The organism is Hymenobacter sp. YIM 151858-1, assembly GCF_025979705.1.
In the GTDB taxonomy this organism is placed as follows: Bacteria; Bacteroidota; Bacteroidia; order Cytophagales; family Hymenobacteraceae; genus Solirubrum.
The window spans coordinates 2,084,914-2,104,869 of record NZ_CP110136.1 but is presented as its reverse complement, the minus strand read 5'-3'; the positions used below and the strand labels follow the sequence as shown (position 1 = coordinate 2,104,869).

The following is a 19,956-nucleotide window of genomic DNA, read 5'->3' as shown; positions in this document are numbered from 1 at the left end:
CGTGAGGCCCTTACTGCCCGCTGGTGTTGCTGCCCGCGGCCGGGGTTTCCGGTTTAAGGTACATATCGAGGTAGTTTGTGATTTTGGTGTAGAGGTGCACCCGGTCTTTGCCGCCTACGTTGTGCGGGTGGCCAGGGTACACAAAATAGTCGAGCTGCACGCCTTTATCGACGGCGGTTTTGAGGTAGGCTTGGCTGTGCTGCCACACCACCACATCGTCGATGGTGCCGTGGATCATCAGCAGCGGCGCCTTTAGGTTCTCTACGTAGTTCAGCAGGTTGGCCTTTTGGTAACCCTCGGGGTTTTCCTGCGGGGTGTCCATGTAGCGCTCGGTGTACATCACCTCGTACAGGCGCCAGTCGATAACGGGGCCGCCGGCCACGCCTACCTTAAAGGTGCCTTGCGGCGCGCGCGTAAGCATAGTCGTGGTCATGAAACCGCCGTAGCTCCAACCGTGCACGCCAATGCGCTGGGCATCCACGTAGGGCAGCGACTTCAGGTAATCAACACCCTTGAGCTGATCGGCCAGCTCCTGCGTGCCCAACTGCCGGTGGGTGGCCTGCTCGAATGGCAAGCCGCGGTTGCCCGAGCCGCGCGAATCGACGGTGAACACCACGTATCCTTTTTCGGCCATCATCTGCATCCAGAGGTTGCCCCCGCCCAGCCACGAATCGGTTACAAGCTGCACGTGCGGGCCGCCGTACACGTAAATCACGGCCGGGTACTTCTTGTTCGGGTCGAAGTTGGGCGGCGTGATGATGCGGGCGTATAGGTCGGTTTGCCCATCGGCGGCCTTAATCGGAAACACCTTGGTGGCACCTAGGCGGTAGTTGGCCAAAGGGTTGGGTGCGTTCAGCAGCTGCAATTGGCTTTTGCCATCCTTGGTGCCCAGCACGGCAATGGTGCGCGGCGTAATCTGGCTGCTGTACGAATCAATCAGTAGCTCGCCCGAGGGGCTGAGCGTGCCGGTGTGGGTGCCCGCCCCGCTGCTGATGCGGCGCGGCTTGCCGCCACCTAGGGGCAGCGCGTAAAGCTGGCGCTGAATGGTGCCTTCCTGGTTGCTGGCGAAGTAGATGGTTTTGCCTTTGCCATCGAAGCCGAGCACATCGGTTACCAGCCACGGGCCTTTGGTGAGCTGGCGCAGCAGCTTGCCCGCGGTGTTGTAGAGGTAGAGGTGGTTGTAGCCATCGCGCTGGCTTTGCCACACAAATTGCTCGGGCTGGCCGGGCACAAACTGCAGCGGGTGCTGCGGCTCCACGTACTCCTTGTCGGTTTCCTCGAACAGGGTTTTTACCAGCGCGCCGGTAGCGGCATCGTACTGGCGCAGCCACATGTGGTTTTGCTCGCGGTTGAGCACGGCCACGTACACCGATTTTTCGTCGGGGCTCCAGCTGATGTTGGTGAGGTATTGCTCCTTCGGCTCGCCGGTTTGCAGAAACACGGTTTTGCCCGAGGCCACATCGTACACGCCCACGGTTACCTGGTGGCTTTTGTCGCCGGCCATGGGGTACTTAATGGGCTCGGCCTTGGCCGGCACTTCCGCGGTGTTAATCAGCGGGTAGTCCGTTACCATGGTCTGATCCATGCGGTAGTAGGCCAGCTTGTTGCCTTTGGGGCTCCAGAACGTGCCTTTGGTAATGCCGAACTCGGAGCGGTGCGCGGCCTGGCCATTCACAATGGCCGGGTTGCTTTCCGAGGTAACGGCCACGTTCTCCTTGCCGGCTTGGCTGATGAACAGGTTCTGCTCTTTGGTGTAGGCCACCCGCGTTTTGGTCGGGTCGAAATCCACGTTGTCGGCCCCGGCCTGGTAGCCAAACAGCTTGGTGGCCTTGCCATCGGTGGTGGAGTAGCGGAACACCTCGCGGCTGGGCATCGCAACCAGAAAAGCATCGGGCCCGAGCCACTGCACCTGCGGAAAGCCGGTGGCTTTTACGGCCGGGGCCCCGGCGGCCTGCAGCGCCTGCCCTAGGTTGCCGAGCGTTACCACGGTTTGCAGCGGCCCGCCTACGCGGCCACGCACCAGCTCGTCCTGCCCGCCTTGCGCCGGCTCGGCGGTGCGCACAAAGCTGTATTCGTCTTTCGAGCCGGGTATCCAGCTAAGCTGCCGCAGGTTGGCGGGGTTAAGGGCGGGGTTGCGGAAAGCGTCCTCTACGGTGAGGAGCTGCTGCTGCGCCAGCGCGGGCGAGCCGGCCAAAGCCAGCAATACTAGGGGCAGCGAAAGCCGCCGCAACATGAGGTGCATAAAACGCGAAAAGTGGGTGAGGACCGGGTAGGAATGTGCCCGAAAATTACAGCGGAATCAACAGATGTGCGGCCCCACAAATTCCGGCGCCGCGGCAACTATACCACGCCGCGGCATGTTATGCAGTACCATCGCGCGGCCCGCAACCTACCACCTGAAGCTGTACCTTTACGCCATGAACACTAAACCGCTGATTGCCCCGGAAGTGGATGTGTTGGTGCTGGAAGAAAGCACCGACCTGCGCGACCTTGTGGTATACAACGACGACGTAAATACCTTCGACCACGTCATCAAGACGCTTATTGATGTGTGCGGCCACGAGCCCATGCAGGCCGAGCAATGCACCCTGCTGATTCATTACAAAGGCCAGTGCACCGTAAAGGTCGGCTCGTACGATGAGCTGGAGCCCCTGTGTACGGCCATTCACGACCGCGGCATTTCGGCCGACGTAGTTTAGCCAGCTATTAGCCATTGGCGGTTAGCCATCAGCTTTTTTGCTGATGGCTGGCAACTAATAGCTAACAGCTAATAGCCAATAGCTTATTTCCGAATGGAATTTCCCTCCAAACTGATCGAAAACGCGGTAGCGGAACTCTCGAAGCTGCCCGGCATCGGCCGCAAAACGGCGTTGCGCCTGGCGCTGCACCTGCTGAAAGCCGAAACGGAAACGACCAGCTCGCTGGCCGAGGCCCTGGCCAAAATGCGCTTCGATATTCGCTACTGCAACACCTGCTACAACATCTCCGACACGGAGCAGTGCTCGATTTGCGCCAACCCGCTGCGCGACCATAGCACGGTGTGCGTCGTGTCGGACATCCGCGATGTAATTGCCATCGAAAACACCGGCCAGTACCAGGGCGTGTACCACGTGCTGGGCGGCGTTATCTCGCCCATCGAGGGCATCGGCCCCGGCGACTTGCACATCGAGCCGCTGATGAGCCGCATGCAAGGCGAGGACAGCGAAGTGAAGGAAGTTATCTTGGCCATCAGCCCCACGATGGAAGGCGACACCACGGCGTTTTACCTCACGCGTCGCCTGCGCGAGTTCCCCGAGGTGCACATCAGCTCCATTGCCCGCGGCATTCCGGTGGGCGGCGAGCTGGAGTACGCCGACGAGATTACCCTAGGTCGTTCGATTGTGGAGCGCCAGCGGCAGCTGCGCTAAGGCCGTATTCGCCATGCAAAACCGCCCCGGCTTTGTTGCCGGGGCGGTTTTTTGTTTTCAGGCCCAGGCAGTGCTGCTCTGGCGGCGGGCGGCGGCATATTAAAGAATCGAAACCTAGCGGTTAAGAAATCTAGAAGATGCAGCTCGTGCGTAGGTAGGGCATTAGCAAAGTCGCTAACTTTCGGTGTATTGCCTCTCCGCCCGTGCCCGCGTACCCCAAGCTTTCCGTCGTCATCGTTAATTACAATGTTTGCTACTTTCTGGAGCAGACGCTGTTATCGGTGCGCCGCGCTGTCGAAAAGCTGGGGCAGCCGGTAGAGGTTTTCGTGGTCGACAACAACTCCGTCGACCGCTCGGTGGCCATGGTGCGGCAGCGCTTTCCGGAGGTCATCCTCATCGAAAACCAGGACAACCCCGGCTTCAGCAAAGCCAACAACCAGGCCTTGCGCCAAGCCAAGGGCGAGTACCTGCTGCTGCTGAACCCCGATACGGTGGTGGAGGAAGATACCTTCCGGGCGTGCTGCGAGTTTATGGATGCCCACCCCAAAGCCGGCGGCCTGGGCGTGAAGATGCTCGACGGCCAGGGCAAGTTTCTGCCCGAAAGCAAGCGCAGCCTGCCCACGCCCTGGATTGCCTTCTACAAAGTGTTTGGCTTAGCGGCCCTGTTTCCTAAGTCGCGCAAATTCGGCCGCTACCACCTAGGGTTTCTCGACCAAGACCAGACGCACGAGATTGAGGTGCTGAGCGGCGCGTTTATGCTGATGCGCAAAGCCGCCCTTGAGCAAGTAGGCCTGCTCGACGAGGACTACTTTATGTACGGCGAGGACATCGACCTCTCGTACCGGCTTACGCAGGGCGGCTGGAAAAACTACTATTACCCCGGCACGCGCATCATCCACTACAAGGGCGAAAGCACCAAGCGCACCTCGGTAAACTACGTGTTCGTGTTTTACCGGGCCATGGTCATTTTCGCCCAAAAGCACTTCGCGCCCAAGCAAGCCGGCGCGTTTTCGCTGCTGATCAACTTTGCCATCTGGCTGCGCGCCGGGGTGGCCCTAGGTCGGCGCTTCTGGGACAAGGCCTGGCCCGTGCTGCTCGATGCAGGTATCATCCTGGGCGGCATGTACTTCCTGAAGGATTACTGGGAGCAGAACCACAAGTTTGTGCCCACGCCGTATCCGCCGCAGTACATGCTGGTGGCCGTGCCGGCCTACATTGTGGTGTGGCTTAGCTCGGCCTACCTCAGCGGCTCCTACGACGAACCGGCCAAAACTTCGCGCATTGCGCACGGTATCCTCATCGGTACAGTGCTGATTTCGGCTATTTCCAACTTCCTCGACGCCTGGCGTTTTTCGAAGGCGCTGATCATCCTGGGCGGCGTGTGGGCCGTGGGCGCCATGGTGGCGCGCCGCGTGGTGCAGCACTTCATCCGCTACCGCGACCTGCGCCTCTCGGAGCAGCCGCCCAAGCACATTGCCATTGTGGGCTCGGAGGCCGAGAGCCAGCGCGTACGTAGGCTGCTGGGTGCCGCAGCGGTGCAAGCACGCATCCTGGGCTTCATCAGTCCCTCCGACGAAGGCTCGGCCGCCGCTACGCCCGCCGACCAGTTGGGCTCGTTGCGTCAGCTGGCCGAAGTGCTGCGCATTTACGACGTGACGGAGCTGGTGTTCTGTGGCAAAGACCTCACGGCCAGTCAGATTATGGGCAACATGGTGCAGCTGCAGGATACGCACCCCGAGGTGGCCTTCAAGATATTGCCCGAAGACAGCGACTACATCATCGGCAGCTCTTCCAAAGATTCGCCCGGCGACTATTACGCCCTCGAAATCGAGCTGAACCTCTACAAGCCCCAGCAGCGGCGCGTGAAGCGCCTGCTCGATATTGTCATCAGCGTGGTTGTGTTGGTGGGCACGCCCTTGGTAGTGTTGCGCCAGCGCGCTACCCTAGGTGGTTTTTTGCGCAACGTGCTGCGGGTGCTGCTGGGGCGGCGCACGTGGGTGGGGCTGCGCTACATGGCGCCGCGCACCGGCACGCCGCGGGCCGTGTTTTCGCCGGCCGACGAGGCCGTGCATGCCAACTTCGCGCTGAACGACGCCACACGCCGCCGCCTGGAGCTGATTTACGCCCGCGACTACTCGCCCGCCGACGATCTGCGGCTGGTGCTGCGCAATTTTCAGGTGCTGGGGCAGGAGTAGGAGGGGTGCAACCCAGGGTTGCTTCGTCCGGTTGATTGGGTGTGGTTTGTGCAAAGCGGGCCCGTGTGCTATACTGCGTGCCGCGCCTATCTGCGTACCTTTGCGCTTTCCCCATTTCCTACCCCAAGCCTGCATTCCCCCATGTCGAACGCTGCCGCAACGCTAGCAACCTCGTTCTTATCCGACCGCATCAACGCGTTGGAAGAGTCGCAAACCATTGGCATGGCCAAAAAGGCCCGCGAGCTGGCGGCCCAAGGCGTCGACGTGATTAGCCTGAGCTTCGGCGAGCCGGACTTTCAGACCCCGCAATACATCAAGGACGCGGCCAAAAAGGCCATCGACGACGGCTATACCTTTTACACGCCTGTGCCCGGCTACCCCGAGCTGCGCGCCGCCATTGCCGAGAAGTTCAAGCGCGACAACAACCTCGACTACAAGCCCGAAAACATTGTGGTGAGCACGGGCGCCAAGCAGAGTATTGCCAACGCCGTGATGAGCCTGGTGAACCCCGGCGACGAGGTGCTCATCTTCTCGCCTTATTGGGTTAGCTACGAGGAGATTGTGAAGCTGGCCGAGGGCACGCCCATCAAGCTGGTGGGCACCCTCGAAAACGACTACAAAGTAACCGCCGAGCAGCTCGAAGAGGCCATTACGCCCCGCACCAAGCTGGTAATGTACTCGTCGCCGTGCAACCCCACCGGCTCGGTGTTCTCGCGCGAAGAGCTGGCCGCCATTGCCGAGGTAGTGGCCCGCAACCCCCACGTGCACGTAATTGCCGACGAGATTTACGAGTACATCAACTTTGTGGGTGAGCACGTGAGCCTGGCGCAATTTGCCGAGGTTAAGGACCAGATAATCACCGTCAACGGCTTCTCGAAGGGCTATGCCATGACGGGCTGGCGCATTGGCTACCTGGCGGCCCGCAAGGAAATTGCCGCCGCCTGCGAGAAAATGCAAAGCCAGATTACCTCGGGCACCTGCTCCGTGGCGCAGCGCGCCGCCCTGGCCGCCCTGCAAGGTGGCCGCACCTCGGCCGACGAGATGGTGGAGGCCTACCGCCGCCGCCGCGACCTGGTGCTGGAACTCGTGCGCGACATTCCGGGCCTGAAAACGCCCACCCCGAGCGGCGCTTTCTACGTGTTCCCGGAGGTGTCGTCGTACTTTGGCAAAACCACGCCCGAGGGGCAGGTAATCGACAACGCCTGCGACCTGGCCATTTACCTGCTCAACGACGGCCACGTGGCCACCGTTGATGGTGGTGCCTTCGGGGCGCCGCAGTGCCTGCGCATGAGCACCGCCGCCGCCGACGAGAAGCTGCGCGAGGCTTTCCGCCGCATCAAGGTTAGTCTGGCCAAGCTGGCTTAAGCGCATACCCGAAATTGCCTTAGGTAACCAGGCCGCACCCCGTTAGGGTGCGGCTTTTTGTTGGGCCGCCCCGGGTGCCTGCCTACAAACCCAGGCCACACACTACCTAGCCGCGGGCTATCTTTGCGGCTTCATTCGCCATTCTGCTTTCCGATGCCTGCAGCCGCTTTGTCGTCGTCCGCCACGCTTACCGATCTTTTTGCCGCTTTCAACGACCTGACCGTGCTCATCGTGGGCGACGTGATGGTGGATGCCTACGTGTGGGGCAAAGCCGGGCGCCTGTCGCCGGAGGCCCCCGTGCCCATCGTGAACGTGACGCGCACCGAGCAGCGCCTGGGCGGAGCGGCCAACGTGGCCCTGAACGTGCAAGCCCTAGGTGCCACGCCGCTGCTGTGCGCCGTGATTGGCGACGATGCCGGCGGCGACCAGCTACTGCACCTGCTGCACGAGCGGCACCTGCCCGCCGATGGCCTGGTGCGCAGCGCCGAGCGGCCCACCACGGTAAAGCAGCGCATCCTGGCCCACGGCCAGCACCTGCTCCGCATCGACTCGGAAGTTGAAACCGACCTGACTACCACCGAAGACGCCGCCCTGACCGAAGCCTACGAACAATTGCTCGACCGCGCCGATGTGGTCATCTTCGAAGACTACGACAAAGGGGTATTGAACGCCGAACGCATTGCCAACTTCATTGCGCTTGCACGCCAGAAGGGCGTACCCACCGTCGTCGACCCGAAAAAGCGCAACTTCCTGGCTTACCGCGGCTGCACGCTCTTCAAGCCCAACCTGAAAGAGCTGCGCGAAGGCCTGAAGCTGGAGTTTGCCGACGGCGACAACGCGGGCCTCGAACACGCCGTTGCGGTGCTGCGCCAGCACCTCGCGCCCGAAATGGTGCTGGTTACGTTGTCGGAGCGCGGCGTTTTCTGCGATGCTATGTCGGGCCCGGTGTACCTGCCCGCCCACGTGCGCGCCATTTCCGATGTTTCGGGTGCCGGCGACACGGTAATCAGCATTGCCGCGCTGTGCGTAGCCCTCGGCACCAGCCCCGAGGCCATGGCCGCCCTGGCCAACCTAGGCGGTGGTTTGGTGTGCGAGCAAGTGGGCGTAGTGCCAATTGAGAAAGGTCGACTGCTGCAAGAAGCTGAAGCTGCCGAAGTGCTGTAAGCTGCTTACGCGCCGAGTACCGCATTCATCGTTTGTCATCCTGAGCAAAGCGAAGGACCTTATCACGCCAGGTAGATATTACTATCCAACGTGATAAGGTCCTTCGCTTTGCGTACGCTAGATGCAGGATGACAAAATGCGGAACGACAGTGGATTGCCCTACGCCAGATCCTGGCGCATGCGGGTGCTGTGCTCCTTCACCGTTTCCACAAAAACCTTTACACGGTCGGGGTTGGTGTCGGGGTATACGCCGTGGCCCAGGTTGGCAATGTGGCGCTGCGGGCCGAAACGCTCCAGCATTTCGATGGTGGCGGCGCGCACTTGCTCGGGCGAGCCGTAGAGGGCGCAGGGGTCGAGGTTGCCTTGCAGGGTTTTGTCGCCCACGAGCTGGCGCACGGCCCGGGGGTCTTCGTTCCAGTCGAGGCCGATGGTGCGGCAGGGCATCTGGGCGAAGTCCTGGTGCGCGAAGAAAGCCCCTTTGGCAAACACCGTTACGGGCACATCGGCGGGCATAGCCGCGCAAATTTCGCCGATGTAGCGGGCCGAAAACTCGTGGTAGTGCTGCGGGTTCAGGATGCCCGCCCACGAGTCGAACACCTGCAACATATTGGCGCCGGCCTCAACTTGGGCGCGCAGGTAGGCAATGGTGGTATCGGTGATTTTGCGCAGCAGCTGGTGCGAGAGCTCCGGATTTTGGAACAGCATGCGGCGCGCTTTGCTGAAGGTTTTGGAGCCGTGGCCCTCCACCATGTAGGCCAGAATCGTCCAGGGGGCGCCGGCAAAACCAATCAGCGGCACGCGGCCACCCAGGGCTTTTTTGGTGACGCGCAGGGCCTCCAGCACATACCCTAGGTGCTCCTCGGGGTCGGCAACGCGCAGGCGGGCCACGTCGGCGGCCGATTTCACGGTTTCCGGAAACAGCGGGCCGCGGGCTTCCACCATTTCGTAGGTAAGGCCCATGGCCTCGGGCACCACCAGAATGTCGCTGAAGATGATAGCTGCGTCGACGTCGAGCGCATCAATGGGCTGAATGGTTACCTCGGCCGCGAGGTCGGGCGTTTCAACCAGTTCCTTAAAACCGCTCAACTTGGCGCGCAACGCGCGGTACTCGGGCAAAATGCGGCCGGCCTGGCGCATCAGCCATACAGGAGTACGTTCGGTTTGTTCGCCGCGGGCGGCACGCAGGATCAGGTCGTTCTTCAGCATCGGATAAGCGGTTTCGGGCCGCAAAGATAGCCTACGGACGCTTGTGCTGTTGGGTGATAGTTGTCAAGTGTTTTCAGCCCCTGAGAATAGCTTTCCGATGCGGGGGAGCCAGGTTCATCAGCTTTCCTGAAACAGCGCCTTGATGGCCGAGGCCAGGAAATTTACCCCGATAGCCAGCGTAATAAAGCCCATAATGCGCGCCAGCGCCGCCATGCCCGGCCGGCCCAGGAAGCGCGTGAGGCGCAACGACGACAGCAGAATCATGTAGCTGGCCAAGGCCACGAGCACGAAGCCGAACACGATCAGGGCCATATCGAAGTAGCTGAGCCGCTCGGTAAACAGGCCGATGCACACGGCAATGGAGCCCGGACCCGAGAGCATGGGCATGGCCAGCGGCGTAAAGCTGATGTCGTCTTTGTGCAGGCTTTCCTCGAGCACGGCCGGGCCTACCCGGTCGCGGTTGGCGCCGGGCGTCAGCAGGTCGAAAGCCGAGCGCATCAGCAGAATGCCGCCCGCAATGCGCAGGTGGTGGATATTGATACCGAAGAAGTTGAGCACGTACTGCCCCGCAAAAAACGACACGGCCAGCACGCCCACCATGTAGGTGCAGGCCCGCAGGGCGGTGGCAGCCCGGTGCTGGGCGGTGTCGGCCTCGGTCAGGGTCAGAAACACGGGCATGGCCCCGAACGGATTGACAACCGAAAACAGCGTAGTGAAGGTGGCGAGCAGTATCTCCATGCAACGGGCAATATATTCTGGCTAAAGGTAGTCGGGAAGCGCATACAGTCCCGATTTTGTTGGCTCCGGCAGGGCCTATCTGCGTATGTATACTGCCGGGCTTACTCCCAGCTCCCCCACGGCCTTCCCCCGCACTGCCATGACTACCCTGCCCCCCGATCACAACGCTCCCGATGCCTCCACGCCGGTGGTGGGCATTATTATGGGCAGCCAATCCGACCTGCGCGTGATGAACGTGGCGGCCGAAGTGCTGCGCCAGTTTCAGGTACCCTTCGAGATTACGCTGGTGTCGCCGCACCGCACCCCGCACCGTTTGGTGGAGTACGCCGAGTCGGCGCGCAAGCGGGGGCTGCGGGTGGTAATTGCCGGTGGGGGCGGGGCGGCGCACTTGCCCGGCATGGTGGCAGCCTTTACCACGCTACCAGTTATTGGCGTGCCCATCAATGCCGCCACCAGCATTGCCGGGCTCGATTCGGTGCTCTCGATGCTGCAAATGCCAGCGGGCGTGCCCGTGGCCACCGTGGCCCTCGACAACGCCGCCAACGCCGCCATTCTGGCCGTGCAGATGCTGGCCATCGGCAATGCCCGCCTGGCCGATGCGCTCGAAAAATACCGCGCCGCCCTGCGCGACAAAGTAATGCGCACCGTGGACGAGCTGCGCAAAGGTGGCCTCGACGATTTTTAGCACCCAGCACCTAGGGGCGGGTACGGGCCCGACGGAATAGCCGCGCTGTGGCTGCTCGCGTATATAGCCCTAAGTATATGCAGCCGCAACTTAGTTAACGCGCCGCAGTACAATAGCTCAACCGTTCTTCTTCGCTCAACCCGCCCGTGCTAACCTTTTTGCTAACCTTATTTACGCGCGTGCTCGATGGCCTGGTGGCCATTGTGGGCACCGCAGCCCTGGTTGCTACCCTGCTGCCGCTGGCGCGCCGCGAGGCGTGGTGGATCAGGGTATTCGACTTTCCGCGCCTGCAAGTGGTGGGTGCGCTGGCGGTGGCGTTGGTGGGTAGCGTGGTGCTCAACTTCTGGCAGTTCGATTGGCTCGGGCCGTTGTTTATCCTGACGCTGGCCGGAGCCATCGTGTATCAGATGCTGCGCATCTTGCCCTACACCAACCTGATGGGCAAAAAGGTGCTCGACAGCACCCGCCCCACTACCGACAACGACAACCACCTGAGCCTGCTGGTTACCAACGTGCTGATGACCAACCGCGACGCTTCGCGCTGCCTGGGCGTCATTCGCAACTGCAACCCCGACATCATCCTGGCCGTGGAAACCGACCAATGGTGGTTGGAGCAACTGCGCAGTCTCGAAGAAACCCACCCGTACACGGCCTACGCCCCGCTGCCCAATACGTACGGTATGCTGGTGTTTTCGCGCCTGCCGCTGCACAACCCCGAAATCAAGTTTCTGCTCGACGACGACATACCCTCTTTCCATGCCTTCGTGGAGATGCCCAACGGCCTGCGGGTGCGCCTCTACTGCCTGCACCCCAAGCCGCCCGCGCCGCAAGAGTCGAAAACCAGCACCAAGCGCGATGCCGAGCTGCTGCTGGTAGGCCACGAAATTGAGGACCACGACGGACCCACGGTGGTAGCCGGCGACATGAACGACGTGGCCTGGTCGCACACCTCCGAGCTGTTCCGGCGCATCAGCCGCCTGCTCGATCCGCGCATGGGCCGGGGGCTGCTGCCTACCTTTCATGCCGATTACCGCCTGCTGCGCTGGCCCCTCGACCACGTATTCCATTCGGCTCACTTTAAGGTAGCCAGCATCGAGCGGCTGCCCCACGTCGGCTCCGACCACTTTCCCATCTACATCCGGCTGAGCTACGAGCCGCATGCCAAAATGCAGCACCTGGCCAACATGGAGCGCCCCGACGAGAGCGACTTTCAGGAGGCCGCCGAGAAAATCCAAAAGGGTTTCGAGGAAGAAAGCGAGCAGGAGTCGGCCGAGGCCAAAGGCCAGCCCCAGCCGGTGCCCATCGAGCTGCAGCAGCCCGCCCGGCCCAGCGCCACCTAGGGCTGCAACCGTTCCTCCGGGTGTCATTGCGAGGACGAAGGACGAAGCAATCGGTCCTGAACTTGGTACGACCGTTCAGCCAGCACTAAGCGAAAACCACCTAGGGCGAGGTAGCGCGGACTTTAGCTACGCCGACCTTCGATTGTAGTCCGCGTCCACGGATAGTATTTTCTGTTTCTGACCTAGGGCGCCGAACGGTGTAGCGTGGGCTTTAGCCCGCGTTTGCCCGAACGACCGGTTTCCCGCGGTATCGGCTCAACTATTTAGTTCACGCCAACGCGGGCTAAAGCCCGCGCTACCGGCAACGATTGATGTTATTATCCGTGGACGCGGACAACAACCGAAGGTCGGCGTAGCTAAAGTCCGCGCTACCTCGCCCTAGGTGGTTTTCGCTTAGTGCTGGCTGAACGGTCGTACCAAGTTCAGGACCGATTGACGCCGCTCGATGCGCGGAATGTCCTTCGTCCTCGCAATGACAGCGGGTGCAACGGCTTAGACTCCTTTGTACAAAAACTGCATTTGCCGCTTGTTCACGGAGTTGGGTACGCGGCGCATTACGGCGTTGCGCAGCTTCACCAGCCACGGCTGCGAAAACTGCGCAACCTGGCCTAGTTGCCACGATTGCCGCACGATGCGGGTGGTGCGCGGTAGTCGGCGTTGCTCGAACAACCGAAATGCCGCCTGCACCTCGGGCTGCTCGCGCAGGCAACGGGCCAGCATGGCGGCGTCTTCTACGGCTTGCCCGGCGCCTTGGCCCATGTTGGGCGTGGTGGCGTGGGCGGCATCACCTAGGAGCAACACACGGCCATAGGCGAAGTGCTTTAGCGGCTTCAGGTCGATGATGTCGCCCCAAATCAGCTGCTCGTCGGTGGTAAGCGCCAGTAGCTCCGGAATGGGCGAATGGAAGCCGGCGAAATGCCGCTGCACATCGGCCAGCCGGAAGGCTTTGTAGGCCGGGTTTTGTGGCGCGGCGCTGTTGATGCAGGCAAACCAGTATACCTGCCCGTTGCCGAGCGGCACCATGCCAAAGCGCCCCGCTGCCCCCCACGACTCGGTGCTGCGCCCGGCCAGCTGCGGCAGGGCGGCCCCCTCGATAACGCCCCGCCAGCACGTGTACCCGGCGTAGCGCGGTTGGCTGTGGGGCAGCAATTGCAGGCGCACCCGCGAGCGGATGCCATCGGCGGCCAGCAGGGCATCGGCCGTGGCGGAGCTGCCATCGGTGAAGTAGGCCGTTACCTGATTGCCGTGTTGCTCGAACCGCTCCAGGGCTTTGCCCAGGTGCAGCACGCCAGCCGGAAGGTACCCGAGCAGCACGCGCTGCAGATCGGCCCGATGGATGGCGAGGTTGTCGTAGCCGAGGTGCTCGGTAAACGGGCGCGTGTCTACGTCGTTGAGTACCTGGCCGCGCTCATCGAGCAGGCTGATGCGCTTCACGGCAAAGCCGGCGGCGTGCACCGCATCGTGCAGGCCTAGGTGCCCCAGGGCCTGCATGGCATTGGCACCCAGCACAACACCGGCACCGATTTCGCGCAGGGCAGGAGCGGCTTCGTAGAGGGCAACCTGGTGGCCCTGCTGGTGCAGCGCCAGGGCTGTGGTAAGGCCCGCAATGCCGGCGCCAATTATCAGGAAATGCATGGCGCAAGGTAGGAAAGACGGCCGTAGCCCAAATCGAACAGCCGACATGGCCAAACCAAAGCCAGCCCAGAAGCAGTTAATCCTTGACGGCAGCCGCTGGTAAATGAATTAGAATAGTTATATTGATAATATGATTAGTTAAAGTTGTTGACTGCAAGGGCGCGGTGCCGGGGTAGGTTGCAATGAACTTCCGACCGCCGGGCAACGGTTGGAGCCAAGCAGCCCACTCAACTCCATCTGCGCATGTCTGCCTTATCCACTCTTACGCTCGCAGCCGCTTTGTTAGGCCCGCTGCAAACCAAGCCTGCGCAAGCAGCCATAGCCTTCGACGCCGCCTCCTTGCCCACGAAGGCTGCCCGCACGGCTGCCTTTGTGCCCACCGGCTGGCTGCTGGAGCGCCAGATTTCGGGCGACCTGAACGGCGACAAGCGCGCCGACCCCGTGTTGGTGCTGGTTGAGCGGCCTTCGCCCACCGCGCCCGAAGCCCGCCGGGAGCGCGCCGTGGTGGTGCTGCTGGCCGATGCTGCCGGGCAGTTGCAGCGCGTCGCCGCCTCGGGGCAACTGCTCTACGGCATCGGCGGGCCCGATTTGCTGATCAGCTCCGATAAAATGCCCGACGTGAAAGTGGAGAAAGGCGCTTTGGTGGTGCGGCATATTTCGGGCACCGAGCAAAACCTCGAGCTTACGCACCGCTTCAGCTACGACACCGGCACCAACAAAATGCGTTTGGTAGGCGAGGAGCAGATCAGGAGCAACCGCCAAACGCTCGATACCACCATCAAAAGCACCGATTACCTCACGGGCAAGCAACGCTCCGAGCGCGTGTACCGCGACCCCGCCGACCCGGCCGGGCAGCGCCAGCTTACCTCGCGCAAGGATGTAACGCTGCCCAAAACCGCCAAGCGCTACCTCGAAGACGTGGACGTGCGCAAAGCCACCCTCGAATCGGGCGTTAAGTAAGTTTGCCGTGTGGTAAACGCCAGCGCAACGGGGCGCAACGGCCAGTGCGGCCGTTGCGCCCCGTATTTTTGGCCCATGCTCAACCTTACCCTTTCGTTGCTGATTGCTGCCAGCCTAGGTCGGCTTACTGCCGCCGGCCCCCGGCAGCACGAACCCCGCGTGCTCGATGCCCGGCGGCTGCCGCTTGCGGCCGCCCAGCCCGCCGCCTTTGTGCCCAAAGGCTGGCAGCTGGAGCAACAACTTTCCGGCGACCTGAATGCCGACCAGCGCCCCGACAAAGTGCTGATGCTGATTGAACAACAATCGCCCGACCCGGACGACGATACCCGCTACCGCGCCCTGGTAGTGCTGCTAACGCAGCCCAACGGCAGCCTGCAGCGCGTGGGCGTGGGCGGCAAGCTGCTCTACTGCACCAGCTGTTTCGGGGCCCTAGGTGGCGAAGGCACCCGGCCCGAGCTGCGCATCGCGCGGGGCGTGTTGCTGGTGTCGCACTACGCCGGCTCGCGCTGGGCCTATCAGGTGCTGCAACGCTTCCGGTACGAGGGCGCCACGGGCCGCATGCGCCTGATCGGCGAAGATTACACCAGCACCGACCGGGCCAGCGGTGCCAGCAAAAGCCTGAGCACCAACATGCTTAACGGGCAGCAGGTGATAGAAGCGCAGCCGGCCGAAGGGCAGCCCAAAACCGCGCCGCAGCGCCGCACCGTGCGCGTGCCCAAGTTGTACCTGGAGGACGTAGACCCCGATTCGGACCAATCGGCGAGCTGGACGCCCAAGGGCTTTCTGGGCTAGGCTGCCGGCCAGCCAGCGGGGCCGAGGCACCTAGGGCAGGGCCAAAAGAAAAAGGCCGGGGAGCAGCTCCCCGGCCTTTTCACTATTGTTTATGGTTGGCAGCAATTACTTGTTGCCGTCCACTTCTTCGTAATCCACGTCCGTCACGTTGTCGTGCGGGGCGCCTTGGGCTTGCTGGCCGTTGCCGCCGGGCTGGCCGCCCTGGAAGCCGCTGGCGTCGCCGCCGGGGTAGCCTTGCGGGCCACCTTGCGCGCCGCTCTGGGCGTACATCTCCTGCGAGGCAGCCTGCCAGGCAGCGTTGATGGCCGTCATGGCGGAATCGACGCGGGCAACGTCCTTGGTTTCGTGGGCCGAGCGCAGGTCAGCCAGTGCCGATTCGATAGCCGATTTGTTGCCGGCGCTCAGCTTGTCGCCGTACTCCTTCAGCTGCTTCTCGGTCTGGAAGATCATCGAGTCGGCCTGGTTCAGCTTATCGATCCGCTCGCGCTCGGCTTTGTCGGCGTCGGCGTTGGCCTGAGCCTCCTGGCGCATGCGCTCGATATCGGCGTCGGAGAGGCCCGACGAAGCTTCGATGCGGATCTTCTGCTCCTTGCCGGTGCCTTTGTCCTTAGCCGTTACGTGCAGGATACCGTTGGCGTCGATGTCGAAGATTACTTCGATTTGCGGAACGCCGCGGGGTGCCGGCGGAATGTCGGTGAGGTGGAAGCGGCCGATGGTGCGGTTCTGCGAAGCCATCGGACGTTCGCCCTGCAGCACGTGAATCTCAACCGAAGGCTGGTTGTCGGAAGCCGTCGAGAACGTCTCCGATTTCTTGGTCGGGATGGTGGTGTTGGCTTCGATGAGCTTGGTCATTACACCGCCCATCGTTTCGATGCCGAGGCTTAGCGGGGTTACGTCGAGCAGCAGCACGTCCTTCACCTCGCCCGTCAGTACACCACCCTGGATGGCAGCGCCCACGGCTACTACTTCGTCGGGGTTCACGCCCTTCGAAGGCTTCTTGCCGAAGAACTTCTCTACCTCTTCCTGGATGCGCGGAATGCGGGTGGAGCCACCTACCAGAATCACGTCGTTGATGTCCGAAGCCGACAGTCCGGCGTCTTGCAAGGCCTTGCGTACGGGCTCCATCGAACGACGGATCAGCGAATCGGCCAGTTGCTCGAACTTGGCGCGGCTCAGCTTCACCACCAAGTGCTTGGGGCCGGTGGCCGTGGCGGTGATGTAGGGCAGGTTAATCTCCGTCTCCGTCGACGACGACAGCTCAATCTTGGCTTTTTCAGCGGCTTCTTTCAAACGCTGCAGGGCCATGGCGTCTTTGCGCAGGTCCATGCCTTCGTTTTCCGAAGCAAACTGGTCGGCCAGGAAGTTGATGATAACCTGGTCGAAGTCATCGCCACCCAGGTGGGTGTCGCCGTTGGTGCTCAGCACCTCGAACACGCCGTTGTCGAGCTCGAGGATGGAAATATCAAACGTACCACCGCCGAGGTCGTACACGGCAACTTTGTGGTTCGAGTGGTCTTTGTCGAGGCCGTAGGCCAGGGCAGCGGCCGTGGGCTCGTTGATGATGCGCTTCACATCGAGGCCCGCAATGGCACCGGCTTCTTTGGTAGCCTGGCGCTGGGCGTCGTTGAAGTAAGCCGGAACGGTAATAACCGCTTCGGTTACGGGCTGGCCGAGGTAGTCTTCGGCGGTTTGCTTCATCTTCTGAAGCACCATGGCCGAAATTTCCTGCGGGGTGTACTGACGGTCGCCGATTTGCACGGTTACCGTGTTGTTCGAGCCGCTGGCCAATTGGTACGCCACGTGCTTGGTTTCCTCGGTTACTTCCGAGAAACGGCGGCCCATGAAGCGCTTAATTGACTGGATGGTGTTATGCGGGTTGGTAATAGCCTGGCGCTTGGCAGGGTCGCCTACCTTACGTTCGCCTTTGCCATTATCGAGAAAGGCCACAATCGACGGCGTCGTGCGGCGGCCTTCGCTGTTCGGAATTACAACCGGTTCGTTGCCTTCCATTACGGCCACGCACGAGTTGGTCGTGCCGAGGTCAATACCGATAATCTTTCCCATTGGTATGGATGAGTAGGAGTGAAGGTGTCTTAGTTCAGTTAGCCGCCCTAGGTGCGGGCGGCTGCCGGGCTAGTTACAAGCAGCGTACCAAGGCCAAAACCTGTCGTTTTGGCTGTCAGATTGTCACCGCGGCTTTGGCCGAGCTGACTGGTTGCTGACGAAAGTTGTCTTACGGGAAAGCGCGGGCGACAGATGTTCAGCCTGCAAGTACCCTCCGAGCAGCTAACCCATTTCTGAGGTGCTGTGCAACGGGCCAGCAGCGTGGAGCCGAACACGCAGCAGCACCTCGGAATTGCCGAACGCGCTTACTTTGCCGGCATGCACCCACTACTCGCCTACATGCGCCGGTTTGTGCCCGAACTTACCGATGCCGAGTGGGCGCAGCTGGCCGTAGCCCTTAGGTGCGAGCGGTTGGCCCGCGGCAATTATTTCGTGCAAGCCGGGCAGCACCGCCCGCAAGTGGCGTTGGTAATCAGCGGGGCCTTACGGCTGTACTATCCCCGGCCCGACGGCGAGGAGCGTACCACCTATTTCTTCTTTGAAAACCACTTGCTGGCCGATTACCCGAGCTGCCTTACGGGGCAGCCGAGCCAGCTCAGCATACAGGCCCTGACCGACGCAGAGCTGGTCGTATTCGATTACGCCGTACTGCGCAGCCTTTACGATCGGTGCCCCGTGTACGAGCGGTTTGGCCGCCTGGTGGCCGAATACCACCTACTTGGCACCGATTCCCGCTTGGTCGAGCAGCTGTTGTTGTCGCCCGAGGAGCGGTACCGCGCCCTGCTGGCATCGGGCAAAACCAAGATACTGGAGCGCATACCGCAGCACTTAGTGGCCAACTACCTAGGCATTACACCGGTGTCGCTGAGCCGGATAAGGGCCCGCGTAGCGCGCAATGGGTAGGTTTTCTTAGCTTTTGTTAACGTCGGGCAGCACTACGGTGCCACACCTTTGGGGCGTTGGTTTTGTCTCACTACATCCGAGCCCCGGCGCCATGAAAACCCTGCTGAAAACCGAAGAATTAGCCCAATTGCTGCTGGCCGTTGTGGTATTTGCCCACTTGCCATTTGCCTGGTGGGTGCTGCCCGCCGTATTTCTGCTGCCCGACCTGAGCGCCCTGGGTTACTTGGCCGGCCCGCGCCTAGGTGCCCTGAGCTATAATGCGTTTCACCACAAAGCGGTGGCGCTGGCCTGCGGCCTTGCGGGTTGGCTTTTGGGCATGCCCGTGCTGCTGTTGGCCGGCGCTGTGCTGCTCGCCCACGCCGCCTTCGACCGCCTGCTGGGCTATGGCCTTAAGTACCCAACCGGTTTTCAGGATACGCACCTAGGGCGCATCGGGCGCGTGGGGCAGCCGCAGCAGGTAGTTTGAGGTTTTGGCCGAGCGGCGGCCGGTTGGATTGCGTGCAGTACTGCCGCTACCTGCTCCCGGGCTTCGCCCCGCCATCGGCCGCGAGGTGCGGGCGCAAAAACGCTCCGATTGCCCGCTGCCACGCCTCCGGATGCTTGCGCCAGTACGGCTCGTGCCCGCTGCCTTCAAAGTCGTGGCGCTGCTTGGGGCCACCTAGGGCGGCGAAGATGGCATCGGTTTCCGGGCGCGTTACGCGCGGGTCGGCAGTGCCCCACATCAATAGCGTGGGCGTTTTGTTGTTGGCGGCGTAGGCTTCGGCAGAGAGGCCGAAAGCCCAGAAGCCGTTCTGTACGCCGCCCCAAAACACCAGTAGGTTGGCCATCGGGAAAACCGGTACACCCATCGAGGCGAACCGGTTTTGGGCGGTTTGCAGCATGCTGCCGTAGGGGCACTCAATGATGTTAGCCGTGGCTTGCACGCCCAGCTCGCTTTCGGCCCGCAGAATAGCTACCGCGCCCATGCTGATGCCGTAGAGCACCACGCGCTGCCCAGGATGTTGCTGCTGCAACCAGCGCACCACCGCCGCCACATCGTCGGCCTCGTGGTGGCCAACGGTAATGCGGTAGCCCTCGGAGCCGCCGGCACCGGCAAAGTCGGTGAGCAAAACCGAGTACCCTAGGTGGCGGAAGTAGGCAGCCTCGCGGAGCAGGCGCGATTTGTCGCTGGTGTAGCCGTGAAACAGCGCTACGGTGCCGCGTGCCTGAGGCACTGGGGCGTACCAGCTCTCGAGCCGGCCATTGGGGCTGCTGATATAAACCGTGCGGTACGCGAAAGGGGGCGCCGCAGCACCGACGGGTTTGGGGTTGCGAATGCCGGTGGCCAGTAGCCACAACTTATCGCCCAACGACAGCTGTTCGGGGCTGGCTGTGTGGCGGCCCCGCTCGGCCGAAAAGTACGTGAAGCGCCAGGCGTGGTTAAAGGCCACCGCATTAACCAGCACAAAAAGCAGCAGCGCCGCCTGTACCAGCCGGTACAAGCGGCGCCGCGGTTGCCGTAG

At 62.0% G+C, this 19,956-nt stretch carries 17 protein-coding genes; 11 read left to right on the top strand and 6 right to left on the bottom strand.

All coding sequences use genetic code 11. The features are described 5' to 3' along the window. Positions 1 to 10: 10 nt before the first annotated feature. Positions 11 to 2,242, bottom strand: a complete 2,232-nt coding sequence (locus OIS50_RS09345) for a S9 family peptidase (protein WP_264694174.1) — start codon at positions 2,240 to 2,242, stop codon at positions 11 to 13. A gap of 175 nt (positions 2,243 to 2,417) precedes the next feature. Between OIS50_RS09345 and OIS50_RS09340 the strand changes: the two genes are divergently transcribed. The 5 genes from OIS50_RS09340 to OIS50_RS09320 all read left to right on the top strand — a co-directional run bounded on the left by OIS50_RS09340 (position 2,418) and on the right by OIS50_RS09320 (position 8,131). Then, positions 2,418 to 2,699: an ATP-dependent Clp protease adaptor ClpS gene (locus OIS50_RS09340; protein WP_264694172.1), complete on the top strand. Its 282-nt coding sequence runs from the start codon at positions 2,418 to 2,420 to the stop codon at positions 2,697 to 2,699. A 93-nt stretch (positions 2,700 to 2,792) separates the two neighbouring features. Continuing rightward, the gene (gene recR, locus OIS50_RS09335) at positions 2,793 to 3,407 is read left to right on the top strand and encodes a recombination mediator RecR (RefSeq protein WP_264694170.1); all 615 of its coding nucleotides are present in this window, start codon (positions 2,793 to 2,795) and stop codon (positions 3,405 to 3,407) included. Between the two features lie 203 nt (positions 3,408 to 3,610). Continuing rightward, positions 3,611 to 5,602, top strand: a complete 1,992-nt coding sequence (locus tag OIS50_RS09330) for a glycosyltransferase family 2 protein (RefSeq protein WP_264694168.1) — start codon at positions 3,611 to 3,613, stop codon at positions 5,600 to 5,602. Between the two features lie 141 nt (positions 5,603 to 5,743). Beyond that, positions 5,744 to 6,967: a pyridoxal phosphate-dependent aminotransferase gene (locus tag OIS50_RS09325; protein ID WP_264694166.1), complete on the top strand. Its 1,224-nt coding sequence runs from the start codon at positions 5,744 to 5,746 to the stop codon at positions 6,965 to 6,967. A 153-nt stretch (positions 6,968 to 7,120) separates the two neighbouring features. Then, on the top strand, positions 7,121 to 8,131 hold the full coding sequence (locus OIS50_RS09320; protein ID WP_264694164.1) for a bifunctional heptose 7-phosphate kinase/heptose 1-phosphate adenyltransferase: 1,011 nt from the start codon (positions 7,121 to 7,123) through the stop codon (positions 8,129 to 8,131). A gap of 159 nt (positions 8,132 to 8,290) precedes the next feature. Here OIS50_RS09320 and hemE read toward each other — a convergent pair whose 3' ends face one another. Continuing rightward, a complete protein-coding gene (gene hemE / locus OIS50_RS09315) occupies positions 8,291 to 9,337 on the bottom strand; it encodes a uroporphyrinogen decarboxylase (RefSeq protein WP_264694162.1) in 1,047 nt (348 codons plus the stop codon). A gap of 117 nt (positions 9,338 to 9,454) precedes the next feature. Beyond that, entirely contained in the window at positions 9,455 to 10,075 is a 621-nt protein-coding gene (locus tag OIS50_RS09310; RefSeq protein ID WP_264694160.1) for a MarC family protein, read from the bottom strand. Positions 10,076 to 10,214: 139 nt separating this feature from the next. Between OIS50_RS09310 and purE the strand changes: the two genes are divergently transcribed. Next, entirely contained in the window at positions 10,215 to 10,760 is a 546-nt protein-coding gene (gene purE, locus OIS50_RS09305; RefSeq protein ID WP_059067942.1) for a 5-(carboxyamino)imidazole ribonucleotide mutase, read from the top strand. A gap of 146 nt (positions 10,761 to 10,906) precedes the next feature. Beyond that, the gene (locus OIS50_RS09300) at positions 10,907 to 12,100 is read left to right on the top strand and encodes an endonuclease/exonuclease/phosphatase family protein (RefSeq protein WP_264694155.1); all 1,194 of its coding nucleotides are present in this window, start codon (positions 10,907 to 10,909) and stop codon (positions 12,098 to 12,100) included. A 492-nt stretch (positions 12,101 to 12,592) separates the two neighbouring features. Here OIS50_RS09300 and OIS50_RS09295 read toward each other — a convergent pair whose 3' ends face one another. After that, entirely contained in the window at positions 12,593 to 13,735 is a 1,143-nt protein-coding gene (locus OIS50_RS09295) for an FAD-dependent oxidoreductase (RefSeq protein ID WP_264694153.1), read from the bottom strand. 243 nt (positions 13,736 to 13,978) lie between these two features. On the opposite strand from OIS50_RS09295, the gene OIS50_RS09290 reads away from it, so the two are divergent. Then, positions 13,979 to 14,695 (top strand): hypothetical protein, encoded by a 717-nt coding sequence (locus OIS50_RS09290; RefSeq protein WP_264694150.1) that lies wholly within the window; start codon positions 13,979 to 13,981, stop codon positions 14,693 to 14,695. Positions 14,696 to 14,770: 75 nt separating this feature from the next. Then, positions 14,771 to 15,487 (top strand): hypothetical protein, encoded by a 717-nt coding sequence (locus OIS50_RS09285; RefSeq protein ID WP_264694148.1) that lies wholly within the window; start codon positions 14,771 to 14,773, stop codon positions 15,485 to 15,487. Between the two features lie 105 nt (positions 15,488 to 15,592). Here OIS50_RS09285 and dnaK read toward each other — a convergent pair whose 3' ends face one another. Then, positions 15,593 to 17,551, bottom strand: coding sequence for a molecular chaperone DnaK (dnaK, locus tag OIS50_RS09280; RefSeq protein ID WP_264694146.1), 1,959 nt, complete (start codon positions 17,549 to 17,551; stop codon positions 15,593 to 15,595). Positions 17,552 to 17,869: 318 nt separating this feature from the next. Here dnaK and OIS50_RS09275 point away from each other — a divergent pair, with 318 nt between their 5' ends. Together OIS50_RS09275 and OIS50_RS09270 are read left to right on the top strand one after the other, a co-directional pair. Next, positions 17,870 to 18,454 carry a Crp/Fnr family transcriptional regulator gene (locus tag OIS50_RS09275; RefSeq protein WP_264694144.1) on the top strand — a complete coding sequence of 195 codons (585 nt, stop codon included), beginning with the start codon at positions 17,870 to 17,872 and terminating at the stop codon, positions 18,452 to 18,454. A gap of 91 nt (positions 18,455 to 18,545) precedes the next feature. Further along, complete coding sequence (locus OIS50_RS09270; protein WP_264694142.1) at positions 18,546 to 18,920, top strand: DUF4260 domain-containing protein; 375 nt, start codon at positions 18,546 to 18,548, stop codon at positions 18,918 to 18,920. A gap of 46 nt (positions 18,921 to 18,966) precedes the next feature. Here the strand turns inward: OIS50_RS09270 and OIS50_RS09265 are convergent, their stop codons facing one another. Beyond that, on the bottom strand, positions 18,967 to 19,935 hold the full coding sequence (locus OIS50_RS09265) for an alpha/beta hydrolase (protein ID WP_264694140.1): 969 nt from the start codon (positions 19,933 to 19,935) through the stop codon (positions 18,967 to 18,969). Positions 19,936 to 19,956: the final 21 nt, after the last annotated feature.